Here is a 15,174-nt window from a genome sequence, read left to right on the forward strand (position 1 = left end):
TTAATGTCTGCCATCACCCAGCCTTTGTTTTTCTTGCAGGGGGGCGGCGGCGATCTATGAGTCCGTCTTCGCGAGGAGCTTGCGACGCGGCGATCCAGCTGCTGTGCTTGTCCTGGCACTGGATTGCCACGCTTCGCTCGCAATGACGGAGTGGGGGCGCTCAATGACGGGGTGGGGCGATAAGACTTGGTTCCGTCATCGCGAGGAGCCGCCTTTAGCCGCGAGGAGCGAAGCGACGTGGCGGGACGCGGCGATCCAGCAGTTGAGCTTGTCCGGGCACTGGATTGCCACGCTTCGCTCGCAATGACGGAGTGGGACTGCAAACATCATGGGTATTGATCTATTGAGCCGTCCCGGTGAAGTTTGCGGGGTGACTTCAATCTTGCACCTTGTGAGAGCTAGCCCTGCTGGCGATCAGGCGCTTGTGGACCACAGGCTTTTCGCTTGCAAGGCAAGCTCCCACAAAATCCTCCTCGTTGACAACACACGGCTCAGGCTTCAGCGTGCCGGATCAATAAGTTTGGCTGCAGCGTTTCGCAACAATTCAGCTCAAGTCTCTTCATTGCGAGCGGAGGGCGGCGATGCAGCGGTTTTTGGGGCTTGAAGATCGCAAATGAATATAGATGGCGTATTTGCCGCTTTACACACCCGAGCAGACCCGCCGCCACGAGGTGCGCGTTGGTGCGTGATGTCATGAGCAAGGCGGGCGAGGCGACGATGCCGAGGTTTGAAGGCAGTACACGAAAGGGTGTTGTCACCGGGCCAGATGAGTCTATTAAATACAATAGACTCATCTAGTAAATTGTTGAATCACGCTATCCATGACCTACCAACGTCCGTTTGTTGCCACCTTGAGCGAGCGTTTTACGGCTGAGCGGCCTTTGATCCAGGTGTTGGCGGGGCCGCGCCAGGTGGGCAAGACCACGGGAGTGCGGCAGTTGATGGCGCAAGGGGTGTGGCCGCACCATTACGCCAATGCCGATGACGTGTTGGTGAGTGACCGCAATTGGTTGCTGGAGCAATGGCAGAAGGCGCTGTTGTGGGGCGATGGCGCTTTGCTGGTGATTGACGAGATTCAGAAGGTGGTCAATTGGCCCGAAACGATCAAGGCGCTTTGGGATGCACAACCAGGCAGGCTGAGGGTGCTGTTGCTGGGTTCGAGCGCATTGCAGATTCAGGCCGGGGTGACGGAGAGTCTGGCGGGGCGGTTTGAGTTGCTGCGGGTGCACCATTGGACCTTTGCCGAACTGCAGGCGGCTTTTGGCTATGACTTGCCGCGCTATCTGGCGTTTGGCGGTTACCCGGGGGCGGTGGCTTTGGAGAGTGACCCCGATCGGTGGTATGCCTATATGAAAGACGCGATTGTGGAGGCGGTGATTGGCAAGGACATCTTGCAAAGCCACAAGGTAGCGAATCCGGCCTTGTTTCGCCAAGCCTTCCAGATTTTGTGTGCGTATCCGGCTCAGGAGATCAGTTACACGAAGCTGCTGGGTCAGTTGCAGGACAAGGGCAACACGGATTTGATCAAGCATTACATCGATTTGTATGGCGGGGCTTTTTTGCTGCACGCGCTGCAAAAGTATTCACCCAAGGCATGGCTGGCGCGAAGTTCGAGCCCCAAGATGCTGCCGGCTTGCCCGGCGCTTTACAGCATGGCTGCGGGTGTAAATGTGGTGCAAAACGCCGAGCAGCGTGGACGCGCTTTTGAGCTGGCGGTGGGGGCCGAGTTGCTGCAGCAGCCGGGGCAAGTGTTTTATTGGCGCGAGCGAAACGATGAGGTTGATTTTGTGTACCAGTACCGTGATGCTTTGTACGCCATTGAAGTGAAGTCGGGTCGCAAGAAGTCTGCCAAGGGATTGGCCACATTTTGCGCACAGGTGCCACAGGCTTTGCGGGTGATCGTGACCTTGGAAAACTTTCCTCATTTCTCAGCCAACCCGCGTGGCTTTTTGGCGCAAGTGGCGGTGTAGTGGTGGGGCGCAAACGCAATGAATATTAATTGGGGTCAGATCCCAATTTTGGGTAGCAAAAGTGCAGCCTATTGATCCGGCCCTTTGAAGTCTGCAGGGTGACTTCAATCTTGCACCTTGTGAGAGCTAGCCCTGCTGGCGATCAGGCGCTTGTGGACCACAGGCTTTTCGCTTGCAAGGCAAGCTCCCACAAAATCCTCCTCATTGACAACACACGGCTCAGACTTCATCGGCCAGAATAAATAAGCAGTGAAGGCGCAAAAAAATCAAACTTCAACGTGCCGAATCCATAGCTCTTTTGTCATTTGAATTGCTGAAAAATTTTCCCTATGTTCGTTTTCTCCAAATTGATGTCAGCCATCACCCAGCCTCTGTTTTGGCTGGCTGTGTGGTGGTGCGCGGCGCTTTGCCTGCTGAGTTTGTCTGTGTCTTGGCGGCGGGCTGCGCTGCGCATGTTGTGGGCTGGCTTGGCTGTGCTGGGGCTGTTGGGTTTCGAGGCTTTGCCGCATGCGCTGTTGCGGCCGCTGGAAAACCGATACCCCGTGCCGAGCCCGCAGACCGTTGGGCGCCATGTGGGGGTGATTGTGTTGGGCGGTGCCACGCATAACCATGCCAGTTTTCTGGCGCATGGGCAGGTGCCTTTGAGTGATGCGGCAGAGCGTTTGACGGTGTCGGCGGAGCTGATGCGCCAGCATCCGAATTTGCCATTGATTTTCACGGGTGGGGAAGGGCGTTTGCTGGCCACGGGGGTGACCGAGGCCGAATTGGCCCGGATTTTTTATTCACAGCAGGGCCTGGACACGGCCCGCGTGCAGTTGGAAGCCGCCTCTCGCACCACCCGCGAAAACGCCCGCCAAGTGGCCAAGCTGCTGGGGCCGCGCTGCCAAGAGCCGTGGTTGCTGGTGACTTCGGCCTGGCACATGCCACGGTCAATGGCCGAGTTCGAGGCGGTGGGTTGCCGGGTGACGGCCTATCCGGTGGATTTCAGAACCGGCGATGCCACACCCTGGACGGAGTATTCATTGGCCCGCAGCTTGCTGCTTTGGCAGACGGCTTTGCATGAGTGGCTGGGGTTGGGGGTGTATGGGGTGACGCGGTGAGGGATGGATGTGGGGCCTATGGATTAATTGGGGTCGATTAATTGGGGTCAGATACCAATTTATTCTTGATCCGGCAAGCTGAAGTTTGAAATGTGTGAGGAATGTCATCTCGCAGGTCGGTACTCAAAGAGTCCGACATGATTCGGTTCACCATAGGGCCATGTCGGGGTCTTCGACCGCCGACCTACAAAATCCGCTGACTATGGTGCTTGATGCTGTGGCCCGACAACCGCTCGCGACACATGGCCGTTTGGGCTGAGGCGTGGTGTCGCCGTTCTCTATCAAGGGCCTATGAATGCGCTTGTCAGACGCCTTGGGCAGTGTGGCGCTCATTCTTTTGAGATGCAATGGGCAAGGCCTGTTTTTGCCGCAAAGGACAGTTGCGTCCTTGGTTGCAGTCGTACTGAGTCGTTACACAGCAGCTGTTGGGGGCTGTGATGGAGGTTTTAAGGGCCTGTAAAAGACGGAATATTTTCATGATGGGTCCCTTCCTAACTGCAATGCTGTGGTGTGTGTCTAGTGTTTGAATTGCGGCTTTTTTGATGTTTTATTGAATTAAATCACAAATACAAATTTTTCGTCAATTTCTCTTGATGGTGGATGTTCTGTTGATTGATGTTGGGCGACTTGAATCCCCGGGAAGGGGAACATCTTTTTTTGTAGCAAAAGTGCCAGAGGCTCTTTTTGTCTTTTTTGACTTGCTTTTGATGAAGACTATTGGTTCGGCCCAGTGAAGCTTTCAATGCTCAAAGATGTTGCAGGTCGGCGGTCAAAGACCCCGACATGAGCCTTTGCCGAAATCAAAAATGTCGGACTCTGCGAGTGCCGACCTTCGAGATGACGGTGATTGGTAGGTCGGTGGTCGAAGACCCCGACGTGGGCCTGTGCCGAAACCAAAAGTGTCGGACTCTGCGAGTGCCGACCTACGAGATCAATGCTCAAAGATGTTGCAGGTCGGCGGTCGAAGACTCCGACGTGGTCCTGTGCCGAAACCAACAACGTCGGACTCTGCGAGTACCGACCTACGTGATCAATGCTCAAAGATGTTGTAGGTCGGCGGTCGAAGACTCCGACGTGGGCCTGTGCCGAAACCAACAACGTCGGACTCTGCGAGTACCGACCTACGTGATCAATGCTCAAAGATGTTGTAGGTCGGTGGTCGAAGACCCCGACGTGGGCCTGCGGCGACACCAAAAATGTCGGACTCTGCGAGTACTGACCTGCGAGATGACATTTCTCGCACATTTCAAACTTCAGCGTGCCGAATCAATAGGCAGCGAGTTCAAACTGTCGGTCTCTTTGAGTGCCCAGTTGCAAAATACCTAATCGTTCTGGTGACGAGCAGCACAAAAGACCCGCAAAGGCTGTGCGGGGACGCCATTTGGGCGCGGGTACAATCCATCTTTTGGAGCCCTAGCTTATGCGCCTACTCGGTAAAGCCCTTACCTTTGACGACGTTCTCCTCGTCCCCGCTTATTCCCAAGTCCTGCCCAAGGACACATCGCTGGCGACGCAATTCACCCGCAACATCCGCTTGAACCTGCCTCTGGTGTCTGCCGCCATGGACACCGTGACAGAGGCCCGACTGGCCATTGCCATCGCGCAAGAAGGCGGCATCGGCATCGTGCACAAAAACCTCACTGCGCAAGAGCAGGCCGCCCAAGTGGCCAAGGTCAAACGCTATGAGTCGGGCGTGCTGCGCGACCCGGTCGTCATCACCCCCGACACCACCGTGCGCCAGGTCATGGCCTTGAGCGACGAGCTGGGAGTTTCGGGGTTCCCGGTGTGTGACGGCGGCAAAGTCGTCGGCATTGTGACCGGCCGAGATCTGCGTTTTGAAACCCGCTACGACCAGAAGGTCAGTGAGATCATGACGCCGCGTGAGCGCCTGATCACCGTGCCCGAAGGCACTACGCCAGAGCAAGCCAAGCAGCTGCTGAACAAACATAAATTGGAGCGCCTGTTGGTGGTCAACGATGCCTTCGAACTCAAGGGCCTGATCACTGTCAAGGACATCACCAAACAGCTCAATTTTCCCAACGCTGCACGCGACGGAGCAGGCAAACTGCGTGTGGGCGCGGCCGTGGGTGTGGGCGAGGGCACTGAAGAGCGTGTGGAAGCGCTCGCCCGTGCTGGCGTGGACGCCATCGTGGTGGACACCGCGCACGGCCACAGCAAAGGCGTGATTGACCGTGTGCGCTGGGTCAAGCAAAACTACCCGCACATCGAAGTCATTGGCGGCAACATCGCCACGGGCGCTGCGGCTTTGGCCTTGGTTGAGGCCGGTGCTGACGCGGTCAAGGTGGGCATTGGCCCCGGATCAATCTGCACCACCCGCATCGTGGCGGGCGTGGGTGTGCCGCAAATCATGGCGGTGGACTCTGTGGCCACAGCACTCAAAGGAACAGGCGTGCCGCTGATTGCTGACGGCGGTATCCGCTACAGCGGCGACATCGCCAAAGCCATTGCTGCAGGCGCAGGCACGGTGATGATGGGCGGCATGTTTGCGGGCACCGAAGAAGCGCCCGGCGAAATCGTGTTGTTCCAGGGCCGCAGCTACAAGAGCTACCGCGGCATGGGATCGATTGGCGCCATGCAGCAGGGCAGCGCTGACCGCTATTTCCAGGAGTCCAGCACTGGCAACCCCAACGCCGACAAACTGGTGCCCGAAGGCATCGAAGGCCGCGTGCCCTACAAAGGCTCGGTCGTTTCCATCATTTACCAAATGGCCGGCGGTTTGCGGGCCAGCATGGGGTATTGCGGATGCGCCACCATTGAGGCCATGCACAACGAATCGCAGTTTGTGGAAATCACCGCAGCGGGTATCCGCGAAAGCCATGTGCACGACGTGCAGATCACCAAGGAAGCGCCGAATTATCGGGCTGAGTGAGCTTGATAAACGGCCTCTGTGAGCAACCATGCCTGAAATCAGTCGCTTCTTCGGCATCATCATCACGATGTACTACGATGACCATAACCCGCCACATTTTCATGTGCGTTACAACGAACACAAGGCAGAAATTTCGATTTCCAACCTGGCTTTGTTGGCAGGGCGATTACCGCCTCGGGTGATGGGCATGGTCATGGAATGGGCCAGTCTTCATCAAACAGAGTTGGTAGCAGATTGGGCCTTGGCTTGCGAAGAAGCTGAACTCAAAAAAATTGCCCCCTTGGAGTGAAACATGTTTCTCATTGATGTTGTCGGTGTGCGTCATGTGCAAGGACACCAACTTGAACTCAAATTTGCAGATGGTCTGTGTGCCGAAGTCGACATGGACAAGGTCATCAAGCGTTATTCGGGTGTGTTTTTGCCACTCAAAGACGATGCTTACTTTGCGCAAGTTCGTGTAGATCCCGAACTGGGCACCATCACTTGGCCCAACGGGGCCGATGTTTGCCCGGATGTCTTGTATTCCTTTGCCTCAGGTCGGCCCATCGTGGTCAATGGTGAGCGCGTTCTCAACTGATTTTTTATATGTCCCATTCCAAAATCCTCATCCTCGATTTCGGCTCACAAGTCACCCAGCTGATTGCCCGCCGCGTGCGCGAAGCGCATGTGTTTTGCGAAGTGCACCCCTGTGACGTGAGCAGCGACTGGGTGCGCGAATACGCCAAAGACGGCAACCTGAAAGGCATCATTTTGTCCGGCTCGCACGCCAGCGTGTACGAAGTTGATGACCGCGCACCGGATGCCGTTTTTGAATTGGGCATTCCGGTGCTGGGCATTTGCTACGGCATGCAAACCATGGCCGAACAACTGGGCGGCAAGGTCGAAGCAGGGCACACCCGTGAATTTGGCTATGCCGAAGTGCGGGCGCACGGCCACACCGAGCTGCTCAAGGGCATCGAAGACTTCGCCACGCCTGAAGGCCACGGCATGCTCAAGGTGTGGATGAGCCACGGCGACAAAGTCACCCAGTTGCCCGAAGGCTTCAAGGTCATGGCCTCGACACCGGCTTGCCCGATTGCGGGCATGGCAGATGAATCGCGCCATTTCTATGCGGTACAGTTCCACCCCGAAGTCACGCACACCGTGCAGGGCCAGGCGCTGCTCAACCGCTTTGTGCTCGACATTTGCAAGGCCAGCCCCGACTGGATCATGGGCAACTACATCGAAGAAGCCGTGGCCAAAATCCGCGAGCAAGTGGGTGACGAAGAGGTCATTCTGGGCTTGTCCGGTGGCGTCGATTCCTCCGTTGCCGCCGCACTGATCCACCGCGCCATCGGCGACAAGCTGACCTGCGTGTTTGTGGACCACGGCCTGTTGCGGCTGAATGAAGGCGACATGGTCATGGACATGTTTGTGGGCAAGCTGCACGCGAAAGTGATCCGCGTCGATGCCAGCGACTTGTTCTTGGGCAAGCTGGCAGGCGTGAGCGAACCCGAAGCCAAACGCAAAATCATTGGCGGTTTGTTTGTGGATGTGTTCAAAGAACAAGCTGCAAAACTGAAGGCTGGCGACGGTGGTCACAAGGGAGCGACATTCCTGGCCCAAGGCACGATTTACCCCGACGTGATCGAGTCGGGTGGTGCCAAGAGCAAAAAAGCAGTGACCATCAAGAGCCACCACAACGTGGGTGGCTTGCCCGAGCAACTGGGCCTGAAACTGCTGGAGCCTTTGCGCGAATTGTTCAAGGACGAAGTGCGCGAACTCGGTGTGGCGCTAGGCTTGCCGCGTGAAATGGTCTACCGCCACCCCTTCCCAGGCCCAGGTTTGGGCGTGCGCATTTTGGGCGAAGTCAAAAAAGAATACGCCGACCTGCTGCGCCGTGCGGACGCGATCTTCATCGAAGAGCTGCGCAACTTCACGGATGAGAGCGGCAAGACTTGGTACGACCTGACGAGCCAAGCTTTTACGGTGTTCTTGCCCGTGAAAAGCGTGGGCGTGATGGGCGACGGCCGCACTTACGACTATGTGGTGGCTTTGCGCGCCGTGCAAACCAGCGACTTCATGACCGCCGACTGGGCCGAGCTGCCTTATGCGCTGCTCAAGAAAGTCTCGGGCCGCATCATCAACGAGGTGCGCGGCATCAACCGGGTGACTTACGACGTGAGTTCAAAACCACCGGCGACGATCGAGTGGGAATGAACAAAAGGCACCTCAGGGTGCCTTTGTTTTATCTGGCCTGCACAGGCTGATATTCCCGAATCCTGTCCAGCGCATCCTGAATCGACGGGCGAGCCACGGCCATGTCAAAGTCGGTTTGCAGGCCCATCCAGAATTCGGCGCTGTTGCCAAAAAACTTGGCCAGACGCAGAGCTGTGTCCACAGTGATGGCTCGTTTTTCGCGCACGATGTCGTTGATGCGCGGGGCGGGCACTTGCAGCGCCATGGACAGCGCGTGCGCCGTGAGTTGGTAGGGCATTAAAAACTCTTCGCGCAGCACTTCGCCGGGATGAATCGGGCGCATGCCGTTAACGGGTACGAAGTAGGACGGGGTGGCTTCTTCAACTTTCATTGCAATTCCTTTCAGTGGTCATCCACGATCTCGACATCGAACACATGGCCGCTTTCAAAGCGAAAACAAATTCGCCACTGGTCATTGATGCGGATGCTGTATTGACCAAAGCGATTACCTTTGAGCGCTTCAAGCCGGTTGTTCGGCGGGACCCGCAAGTCATCCAACCGTACCGATCGATGCAACATGGCCATTTTGTGTTCAGCAACTGCTCGGATGTTGACGAAACGTGCAACCGGTTGGCCTGAAAACAAGGCCGATGTGTCTTTGCAGCGAAACGATTCGATCATGCGGCGCATCGTATAACGTCAGGCGTTAAACGTCAAGGAAATTTGCGGTTCCAAGTGATGGGGGAGTCGCTAGACTCATACCCGGGTTTGGTACATTCATCTGCATGTACTTGCCCCAACAATTCAACCACCCCCAGCACGCTGCGGCCATCATGCGCGAGCACCCGTTTGCCAGTCTGGTCTCTACAGACGGCGATGGTTTTCCTTTTGTCACGCATTTGCCGCTCAAACTGATCGAGGAGGGCGGCCAACCCGTCACGCTGCTGGGCCACTGTGCGCGTGCCAATCCGCATGCCAAATTTCTGCAAGACCGGCCGCAGGCGCTGGTGACCTTCATAGGGCCACAGGCTTACATGTCGCCAGCCGTTTACCCTGATCTGCAGCGCGTGCCGACCTGGACTTACTTGGCGGTGCATGCCCGGGTAGAGGCCCGCATGCTCGATGGCGACGATGCGAAAGACGCCATGCTCAAGCAAATGATCGCCGACCACGAACCTGCTTACGCCGATCAGTGGCGAGCGCTGCCCGAGAGCTACGCCCACGGCATGTTGAACGGCATCGTGGCGTTTGAGTTGAAGATTCTGGACCTGAAAACCAAGGTCAAAATTAACCAGCACCGCCCCGAGGCGCATGCCGCCATGCACGCGGCCTACGCCCAGGGCGGCGAACAAGAGCAAGCCCTGGCGCAATGGATGCAGCGTTTGGGCATGGTGGCTTGACCGTGGACACTGCAACTCAAGACGCCCACTGGATGGGCTTGGCGCTGGAGCAGGCCCGCCAGGCTGCCGCAGCGGGCGAGGTGCCTGTGGGTGCAGTGGTCGTCAAGGATGGCCAAATCATCGCCACAGGCCGCAACGCCCCCATAGCCAGCCACGACCCCACAGCCCACGCCGAGGTGGTGGCGCTGCGCGAAGCGGCCCGGGTGCTGGGCAATTACAGGCTCGACGGTTGCACGCTGTATGTGACGCTGGAGCCCTGCGCCATGTGCAGCGGCGCGATGCTGCACGCCCGTGTGGACCGGGTGGTGTTTGGCGCGGCCGACCCACGCACGGGCGTGGCGGGCTCGGTGCTCAACCTGTTTGGCCACACGCAGCTGAACCATCAGACGCAGGTGACGGGCGGTGTGCTGGCCGGGGAATGCGGACAGTTGCTCAAGGATTTTTTCAGGCCCAAACGCGTGAATGTCGACCCGGTGCGCGAAGACGCGCTGCGCACGCCCGATGCCGCGTTTGCCGAATTGCCCGATTACCCCTGGCAGCCGCATTACGTGAACGACCTGCCCAGCATCGCGGGCTTGCGCATGCATTACCTGGACGAGGGCGACACGCATGCGCCGCTGACTTGGCTGTGCTTGCACGGCAATCCAACATGGAGTTACCTTTACCGCAAGATGATCCCGGTCTGGCTGGCGGCGGGACACCGAGTGGTGGTGCCCGACTTGATCGGCTTTGGCAAGAGCGACAAGCCCAAGAAGGACAGTTTTCACCAGTTTGAAATCCACCGCCAGTCTTTGCTCGATTTGATCGAGCGCCTTGACCTGCAGCGCGTGGTGCTGGTGGTGCAAGACTGGGGCGGCATTTTGGGCCTGACTTTGCCCATGGCTGCGCCGGAGCGTTACAAGGGTTTGCTGGCCATGAACACCACACTGGCCACGGGCGAACAGCCACTCAGCGATGGCTTTTTGGCCTGGCGCGATTGGTGCCAGAGCCAGCCGCTGTTTGACGTGGGCAAGTTGTTCAAGCGCGGCAACCCCGGCATGTCGCCACAAGAGACGGCGGCTTACAACGCACCGTTTCCTGACAAGGGATTTCGGGCCTCGCTCAGGGCTTTTCCGCCCATGGTGCCGGAGTTTGCCGATTCACCCGGCGCAGCCATTTCGCGCCAAGCGCAAGCCTTTTGGCGCGATGCCTGGCAGGGGCAAAGCTTGATGGCCATTGGCCAGCAAGACCCGGTGCTGGGCGAGCCCGTGATGCGCCAGTTGCAAAGCCGGATTTTGGGCTGCCCCGAGCCGATGCTTCTGCCCGATGCAGGCCATTTTGTGCAGGAACAGGGTAGGGCAATTGCGCAGGCGGCTGTGCGACACTTCAAGCCTTGATACGTTCGCTTTTCAAGGGCAGCCGAGCCAGGCCAGAGCGTGACATCAGCCTCCAATCCACAAAATAATCATGGCCCACATTTACATTTTTTCCCCCTCTAGCGCCGTGCGCGACAAAGCCGCTTTTCGCAGAGGCGTGAAGCGCCTGAAAGCCCAAGGCCACGAGGTGGAAGTCGACGAAGCCGCTTTGGCCAGCCACATGCGCTTTGCAGGCGACGACGCCACGCGCATAGCCGCCATCAGCCGCGCGGCGGCCAGTGGCGCCAACGTGGCGCTCATCTCCCGGGGCGGCTACGGCCTCACGCGCATCCTGCCCGCCTTGCCCTACAAACAGATTGCCAAAGCCATTGACGGCGGCACGCAGTTTGTGGGCCTGAGCGATTTCACCGCGTTCAACCAGGCCGTGTTTGCCAAGACCGGCCGCATCAGCTGGCAGGGCCCGGCGCTGGGCGGAGACTTTGGCACCGAACAAGAGCCGGACGACATCATGCAGGCCTGCTTTGACGACCTGCTGCTGGAGCAAGGGGAGGGCACGGGCTGGCAACTGCCCAAAGCCGAGGCCGAGCGCCGCGTGGTGGTGAAAGACGCGCCGCTGTGGGGTGGCAACTTGGCGGTGCTGACCTCTTTGCTGGGCACGCCATACTTTCCGCCAATCAAGGGTGGTGTGCTGTTCTTCGAAGACGTGGGCGAGCACCCTTACCGCGTTGAGCGCATGCTGACCCAGCTGCTGCATGCAGGCGTTTTGGCCCAGCAAAAGGCGGTGCTGATCGGCCAGTTCAGCAACTACAAACTGGTGCCCACCCACGACAAAGGCTTCAAACTGGCCACCGTGGTCGACTGGCTGCGCAGCCAGATCAAAGCCCCAGTGCTCACGGGCCTGCCCTTTGGCCATGTCGAGACCAAGGTGTTGCTGCCAGTGGGTGCCAAGGTGGACCTTGTCACCGAAGGACGTGACGCGCTGATGGTTTGGGGCCATATTTGATTTTGATATTGCGGGGTCTTTGAAGGACAAATGTCGGACTCTTCGAGTGCCGACCTACGGCAAAGCATTCGGACCTTTGCAATGCTGACCTTTGGGCTGCCTTGTAGGTCGGCGGTCGAAGACCCCGACATGGGTGCCGACAAGGGCAAATGCCCCTAAAAACAGGAGACACACATGAAATGGTTTGGACGATTGGCGCTTCTGTGCGTGGTGGCAGCATTGGCAACTGGCGGCGTGGTCAGTGTGCACCTCTTGCGCAGCATGCCCAAGCTGGACGGCCAAGCCTCGCTCAAGGGTTTGAAAGGCCCCGTGCAGGTTGCGCGTGATGCCTCGGATGTGACCCACATCAGCGCTGGCAGTGCCATGGATGCCTGGCGTGCCATGGGTTTTGTGCATGCGCAAGAGCGCGGCTGGCAACTCGAATTCAACCGCCGACTGATGCGCGGCGAGTTGTCTGAAATTCTGGGTGCTGCCACGCTGGACACCGACAAATTGATGCGCACCCTGGGCATCATCGGCATGGCCCGCCAGCAACTGAAGGGTTTGTCGCCCGCTGCCCAGGCCGCTTTGCAGGCTTACAGCGAAGGGATTCAGGACGCCTGGCAAAGTGGTCAGGTGCGGCCTTCACCAGAATTCAAACTGCTGGGCACGCAGGCCGGTGGCCAAAGCGGCCAGGCCTGGAGCCCTGAGGACAGCGTGGGCTGGGCACTCATGATGGCGCTGGATCTGGGCGGCAATTGGGGCCAGGAATTTGCCCGTTTGTCGGCTTCGCAGGTGCTGAAACACGAACAACTGTGGCAATTGTTGCCCGCCTACCCCGGCGAAAAACCCGCCACCGCGGTGGACTTGCCCGCCTTGTATGCCCGACTGGGCGTGTATGCGCCAGCCACCGCCAAAGCCGCGCAGGTCCAGCCACCCGTCTCGGCTTTGGCCCAGTGGTCGGATGATTGGGTGCGAGACATGGGCATTCTGGAAGGCAAGGGCAGCAACAACTGGGTGGTGCCCGGCAACCGAACGGTGTCGGGCAAGCCTTTGCTGGCCAATGACCCGCACCTGGCCCTGAGTTCCCCTGCGATTTGGTACTTTGCCCACCTCAAGGCACCGGCAGGGGAGTTGCCCGGCGGCCAAAAACACCCCGCGCTGAACGTGATGGGCGCCACATTGCCGGGCTTGCCTTTTGTGGTGCTGGGGCGCACGCTGGGCGTGGCCTGGGGCTTTACCAACACCGGGCCCGACGTACAAGACCTTTATCTGGAACAACTCGACAGCGCCAAGCCCGATCAGTACCGCACACCTGAGGGCTGGGCCAATTTTGAGCAACGCAGCGAAACCATCCGCGTCAAAGGGCAGGGGGATGTGGTGCTGTCCGTGCGCAGCACCCGCCACGGCCCGGTCATCAGCGATGTGCAGCCCCAATACCGGGGCTTGATCAACGCGCAGCGCTATGCCGTCAGCCTGCGCTGGTCGGCCCTGACGCCTGACAACAAAACCGTGGAAGCGGGCATGCAGGCCAATTGGGCGCAGACCGTGCAGCAATTGCAGCAGGCCTTTGCCGATCATCACGCGCCGATGCAAAGCGTGGTCATGGCCGACACCCAAGGCACCGTGGCTTTTCGCGCAGTGGGTAAGCTGCCCACGCGTGCGGCCAACAACAACATCCGTGGTGTGGCCCCATCGCCGGGCTGGCTGGCGAAATACGACTGGACGGGCTGGTTGCCTGTGGCCCAAAACCCAGGGTTGGATGCCGCGCACATTGAAAAGAAAGGCTGGCACGCCACGGCCAACCAGAATATTTTGCCGCCCGATTACCCCCACTTCATAGGCGGTGACTGGACCACGCCCGAGCGCTTTGAACGCATCGAGCAGCTCTTGGAGGCCAAACCCCAACACAGCCGCGAAAGTCTGCAGGCCATTCAAAACGATGTGTTGTCATTGGGCGTCAAAGCCTTGTTACCTGACTTGATGCGCGCGCAACCTCAACACCCTTTGGGCGCGCAGGCATTGAAAGTGCTGGCCACATTTGACGGCCAGATGCGCAAGGACAGTGCGTCCGCCTTGATTTTCAATGTCTGGGCCGATGAATTGACGCGGGTTTTGCTGGTGCCGCAACTGGGCGCAGAGCGCTTTCAGGGCCTGTACGGCAAGCGCCATTTCCGCGCAGCTGTGGAAGGCATCTTGAGTCGCAATGATGCTTTCTGGTGCGGTGCTCAGTCTTGTGTGCCTCAAGTTTCAGCGGCTTTGGACCGAGCCCTTGCGCGCATTTCGGCCCGGCAGGGACAAAATTTGTCGCAATGGCGCTGGGGTGCCTGGCACCCGGCCATCAGCGGACACAAGCCCTTTGGCAAGGTGCCGTATCTGAATGCCCTGTTTGATGTGCGCACCGAAAGTGCAGGGGATTTGTTCACTGTCAACGTGGGCCAGTACTGGGCCAATGACAAGCAAGAGCCGTTTGCCAACCGGCATGCCGCGTCTTTGCGGGCGGTCTACGACCTGTCTGCGCTTGACGCCTCGCAATTCATCTACCAGACCGGTCAAAGCGGGCATGTGTTTTCACCCCGCAGCCGTGACATGGCCGCTGCTTGGACACAAGGAACATACCGCGATTTGCGATTTGAGCCCGCCTATTGGGCGCATCAGATGGTCTTGTACCCTTGAGCAAAGCGCTCCAAAAAGTCGACCCCTTCGAGCAAATGACCGTCGGGGTGACTTGTCGGTGGCCTATGGAGCAGGCACGCTGAAGTTTGAAATGCGTGAGAAGTGTCATCTCGTAGGTCGGCACTCGCAGAGTCCGACATTTTTGGTTTCGGCGCAGGCCCATGTCGGGGGCTCTTCGTCATTTCGTGTGGAACTTGACTTGAAAAATACAATGCAGTAACCGAGCCCGGTGGTGTTTGTTGGCCACAGGCGCAGTCGGCTGCTCACAAATCCTGATGGCGGATGTCCGTTCATCAACTGAAGATCCGTAAATGGCTATTGGAATCGAATCTTTGTTCACCAGTGCGCTGGGCTTGTCTGCCCCGTGGCGCGTTGAAAACGTCAACCTCGACATGGCCCGCCGTCGCATTGACTTTGATCTCACCTGCGATGCCAAACGTCTGGCCTGCCCCGTGTGTGGCTTGCTCGATCAAGGCATTCATGACCGACAAAAACGCCAATGGCGGCACTTGGACTTCTTCCAATACGAAGCTTGGCTGCACGCCGAGGTGCCACGCGTGGCCTGCAGCGACTGCGGCAAGACAACACAGGCACAGGTCCCCTGGGCGCGCGAGGGCAGTGGC

13 protein-coding genes are annotated in these 15,174 nt (G+C 58.5%); 11 read left to right on the forward strand and 2 right to left on the reverse strand.

The genetic code is table 11. The features are described 5' to 3' along the window. Positions 1-821: 821 nt before the first annotated feature. The 6 genes from H663_RS24445 (at position 822) to guaA (ending at position 8,159) form a co-directional block, all read left to right on the forward strand. On the forward strand, positions 822-1,970 hold the full coding sequence (locus H663_RS24445; protein ID WP_053176242.1) for an ATP-binding protein: 1,149 nt from the start codon (positions 822-824) through the stop codon (positions 1,968-1,970). A 329-nt stretch (positions 1,971-2,299) separates the two neighbouring features. Beyond that, positions 2,300-3,070 carry a YdcF family protein gene (locus H663_RS24450; protein ID WP_053176241.1) on the forward strand — a complete coding sequence of 257 codons (771 nt, stop codon included), beginning with the start codon at positions 2,300-2,302 and terminating at the stop codon, positions 3,068-3,070. Between the two features lie 1,420 nt (positions 3,071-4,490). Next, on the forward strand, positions 4,491-5,960 hold the full coding sequence (gene guaB / locus H663_RS24460) for an IMP dehydrogenase (RefSeq protein WP_053176237.1): 1,470 nt from the start codon (positions 4,491-4,493) through the stop codon (positions 5,958-5,960). A 28-nt stretch (positions 5,961-5,988) separates the two neighbouring features. Continuing rightward, complete coding sequence (locus tag H663_RS24465) at positions 5,989-6,249, forward strand: DUF4160 domain-containing protein (RefSeq protein ID WP_053176236.1); 261 nt, start codon at positions 5,989-5,991, stop codon at positions 6,247-6,249. A 3-nt stretch (positions 6,250-6,252) separates the two neighbouring features. Then, the gene (locus H663_RS24470) at positions 6,253-6,537 is read left to right on the forward strand and encodes a DUF2442 domain-containing protein (protein WP_053176234.1); all 285 of its coding nucleotides are present in this window, start codon (positions 6,253-6,255) and stop codon (positions 6,535-6,537) included. Positions 6,538-6,545: 8 nt separating this feature from the next. After that, on the forward strand, positions 6,546-8,159 hold the full coding sequence (guaA, locus tag H663_RS24475; protein ID WP_053176232.1) for a glutamine-hydrolyzing GMP synthase: 1,614 nt from the start codon (positions 6,546-6,548) through the stop codon (positions 8,157-8,159). Between the two features lie 28 nt (positions 8,160-8,187). Here the strand turns inward: guaA and H663_RS24480 are convergent, their stop codons facing one another. After that, complete coding sequence (locus tag H663_RS24480; protein WP_053176231.1) at positions 8,188-8,529, reverse strand: HigA family addiction module antitoxin; 342 nt, start codon at positions 8,527-8,529, stop codon at positions 8,188-8,190. Between the two features lie 11 nt (positions 8,530-8,540). Beyond that, positions 8,541-8,819, reverse strand: coding sequence for a type II toxin-antitoxin system RelE/ParE family toxin (locus tag H663_RS24485; RefSeq protein ID WP_205872676.1), 279 nt, complete (start codon positions 8,817-8,819; stop codon positions 8,541-8,543). A 104-nt stretch (positions 8,820-8,923) separates the two neighbouring features. Here H663_RS24485 and H663_RS24490 point away from each other — a divergent pair, with 104 nt between their 5' ends. The 5 genes from H663_RS24490 to H663_RS24510 all read left to right on the forward strand — a co-directional run. Then, positions 8,924-9,538: an FMN-binding negative transcriptional regulator gene (locus tag H663_RS24490; RefSeq protein WP_053176227.1), complete on the forward strand. Its 615-nt coding sequence runs from the start codon at positions 8,924-8,926 to the stop codon at positions 9,536-9,538. Beyond that, on the forward strand, positions 9,508-10,914 hold the full coding sequence (tadA, locus tag H663_RS24495) for a tRNA adenosine(34) deaminase TadA (RefSeq protein ID WP_205872674.1): 1,407 nt from the start codon (positions 9,508-9,510) through the stop codon (positions 10,912-10,914). Before H663_RS24490 ends, tadA begins: the two co-directional genes overlap by 31 nt. 70 nt (positions 10,915-10,984) lie before the next feature. Next, the gene (locus H663_RS24500; RefSeq protein WP_053176222.1) at positions 10,985-11,896 is read left to right on the forward strand and encodes an LD-carboxypeptidase; all 912 of its coding nucleotides are present in this window, start codon (positions 10,985-10,987) and stop codon (positions 11,894-11,896) included. A 174-nt stretch (positions 11,897-12,070) separates the two neighbouring features. Next, the gene (locus tag H663_RS24505) at positions 12,071-14,551 is read left to right on the forward strand and encodes a penicillin acylase family protein (protein ID WP_053176220.1); all 2,481 of its coding nucleotides are present in this window, start codon (positions 12,071-12,073) and stop codon (positions 14,549-14,551) included. Positions 14,552-14,862: 311 nt separating this feature from the next. After that, a partial coding sequence (locus H663_RS24510) for a transposase family protein (protein WP_133239963.1) occupies positions 14,863-15,174 on the forward strand: 312 nt, incomplete at its 3' end.

This window comes from Limnohabitans planktonicus II-D5, assembly GCF_001270065.2.
GTDB classification, from domain to species: Bacteria; Pseudomonadota; Gammaproteobacteria; order Burkholderiales; family Burkholderiaceae_C; genus Limnohabitans_A; species Limnohabitans_A planktonicus.

Excerpts from the sequence above, each read along its gene's own strand:
- H663_RS24445 (WP_053176242.1), top strand. The coding sequence starts at position 822 with ATGACCTACCAACGTCCGTTTGTTGCCACCTTGAGCGAGCGTTTTACG.
- H663_RS24450 (WP_053176241.1), top strand. The coding sequence starts at position 2,300 with ATGTTCGTTTTCTCCAAATTGATGTCAGCCATCACCCAGCCTCTGTTT.
- guaB (WP_053176237.1), top strand. The coding sequence starts at position 4,491 with ATGCGCCTACTCGGTAAAGCCCTTACCTTTGACGACGTTCTCCTCGTC.
- H663_RS24465 (WP_053176236.1), top strand. The coding sequence starts at position 5,989 with ATGCCTGAAATCAGTCGCTTCTTCGGCATCATCATCACGATGTACTAC.
- H663_RS24470 (WP_053176234.1), top strand. The coding sequence starts at position 6,253 with ATGTTTCTCATTGATGTTGTCGGTGTGCGTCATGTGCAAGGACACCAA.
- guaA (WP_053176232.1), top strand. The coding sequence starts at position 6,546 with ATGTCCCATTCCAAAATCCTCATCCTCGATTTCGGCTCACAAGTCACC.
- H663_RS24480 (WP_053176231.1), bottom strand. The coding sequence starts at position 8,529 with ATGAAAGTTGAAGAAGCCACCCCGTCCTACTTCGTACCCGTTAACGGC.
- H663_RS24485 (WP_205872676.1), bottom strand. The coding sequence starts at position 8,819 with ATGATCGAATCGTTTCGCTGCAAAGACACATCGGCCTTGTTTTCAGGC.
- H663_RS24490 (WP_053176227.1), top strand. The coding sequence starts at position 8,924 with ATGTACTTGCCCCAACAATTCAACCACCCCCAGCACGCTGCGGCCATC.
- tadA (WP_205872674.1), top strand. The coding sequence starts at position 9,508 with ATGGATGCAGCGTTTGGGCATGGTGGCTTGACCGTGGACACTGCAACT.
- H663_RS24500 (WP_053176222.1), top strand. The coding sequence starts at position 10,985 with ATGGCCCACATTTACATTTTTTCCCCCTCTAGCGCCGTGCGCGACAAA.
- H663_RS24505 (WP_053176220.1), top strand. The coding sequence starts at position 12,071 with ATGAAATGGTTTGGACGATTGGCGCTTCTGTGCGTGGTGGCAGCATTG.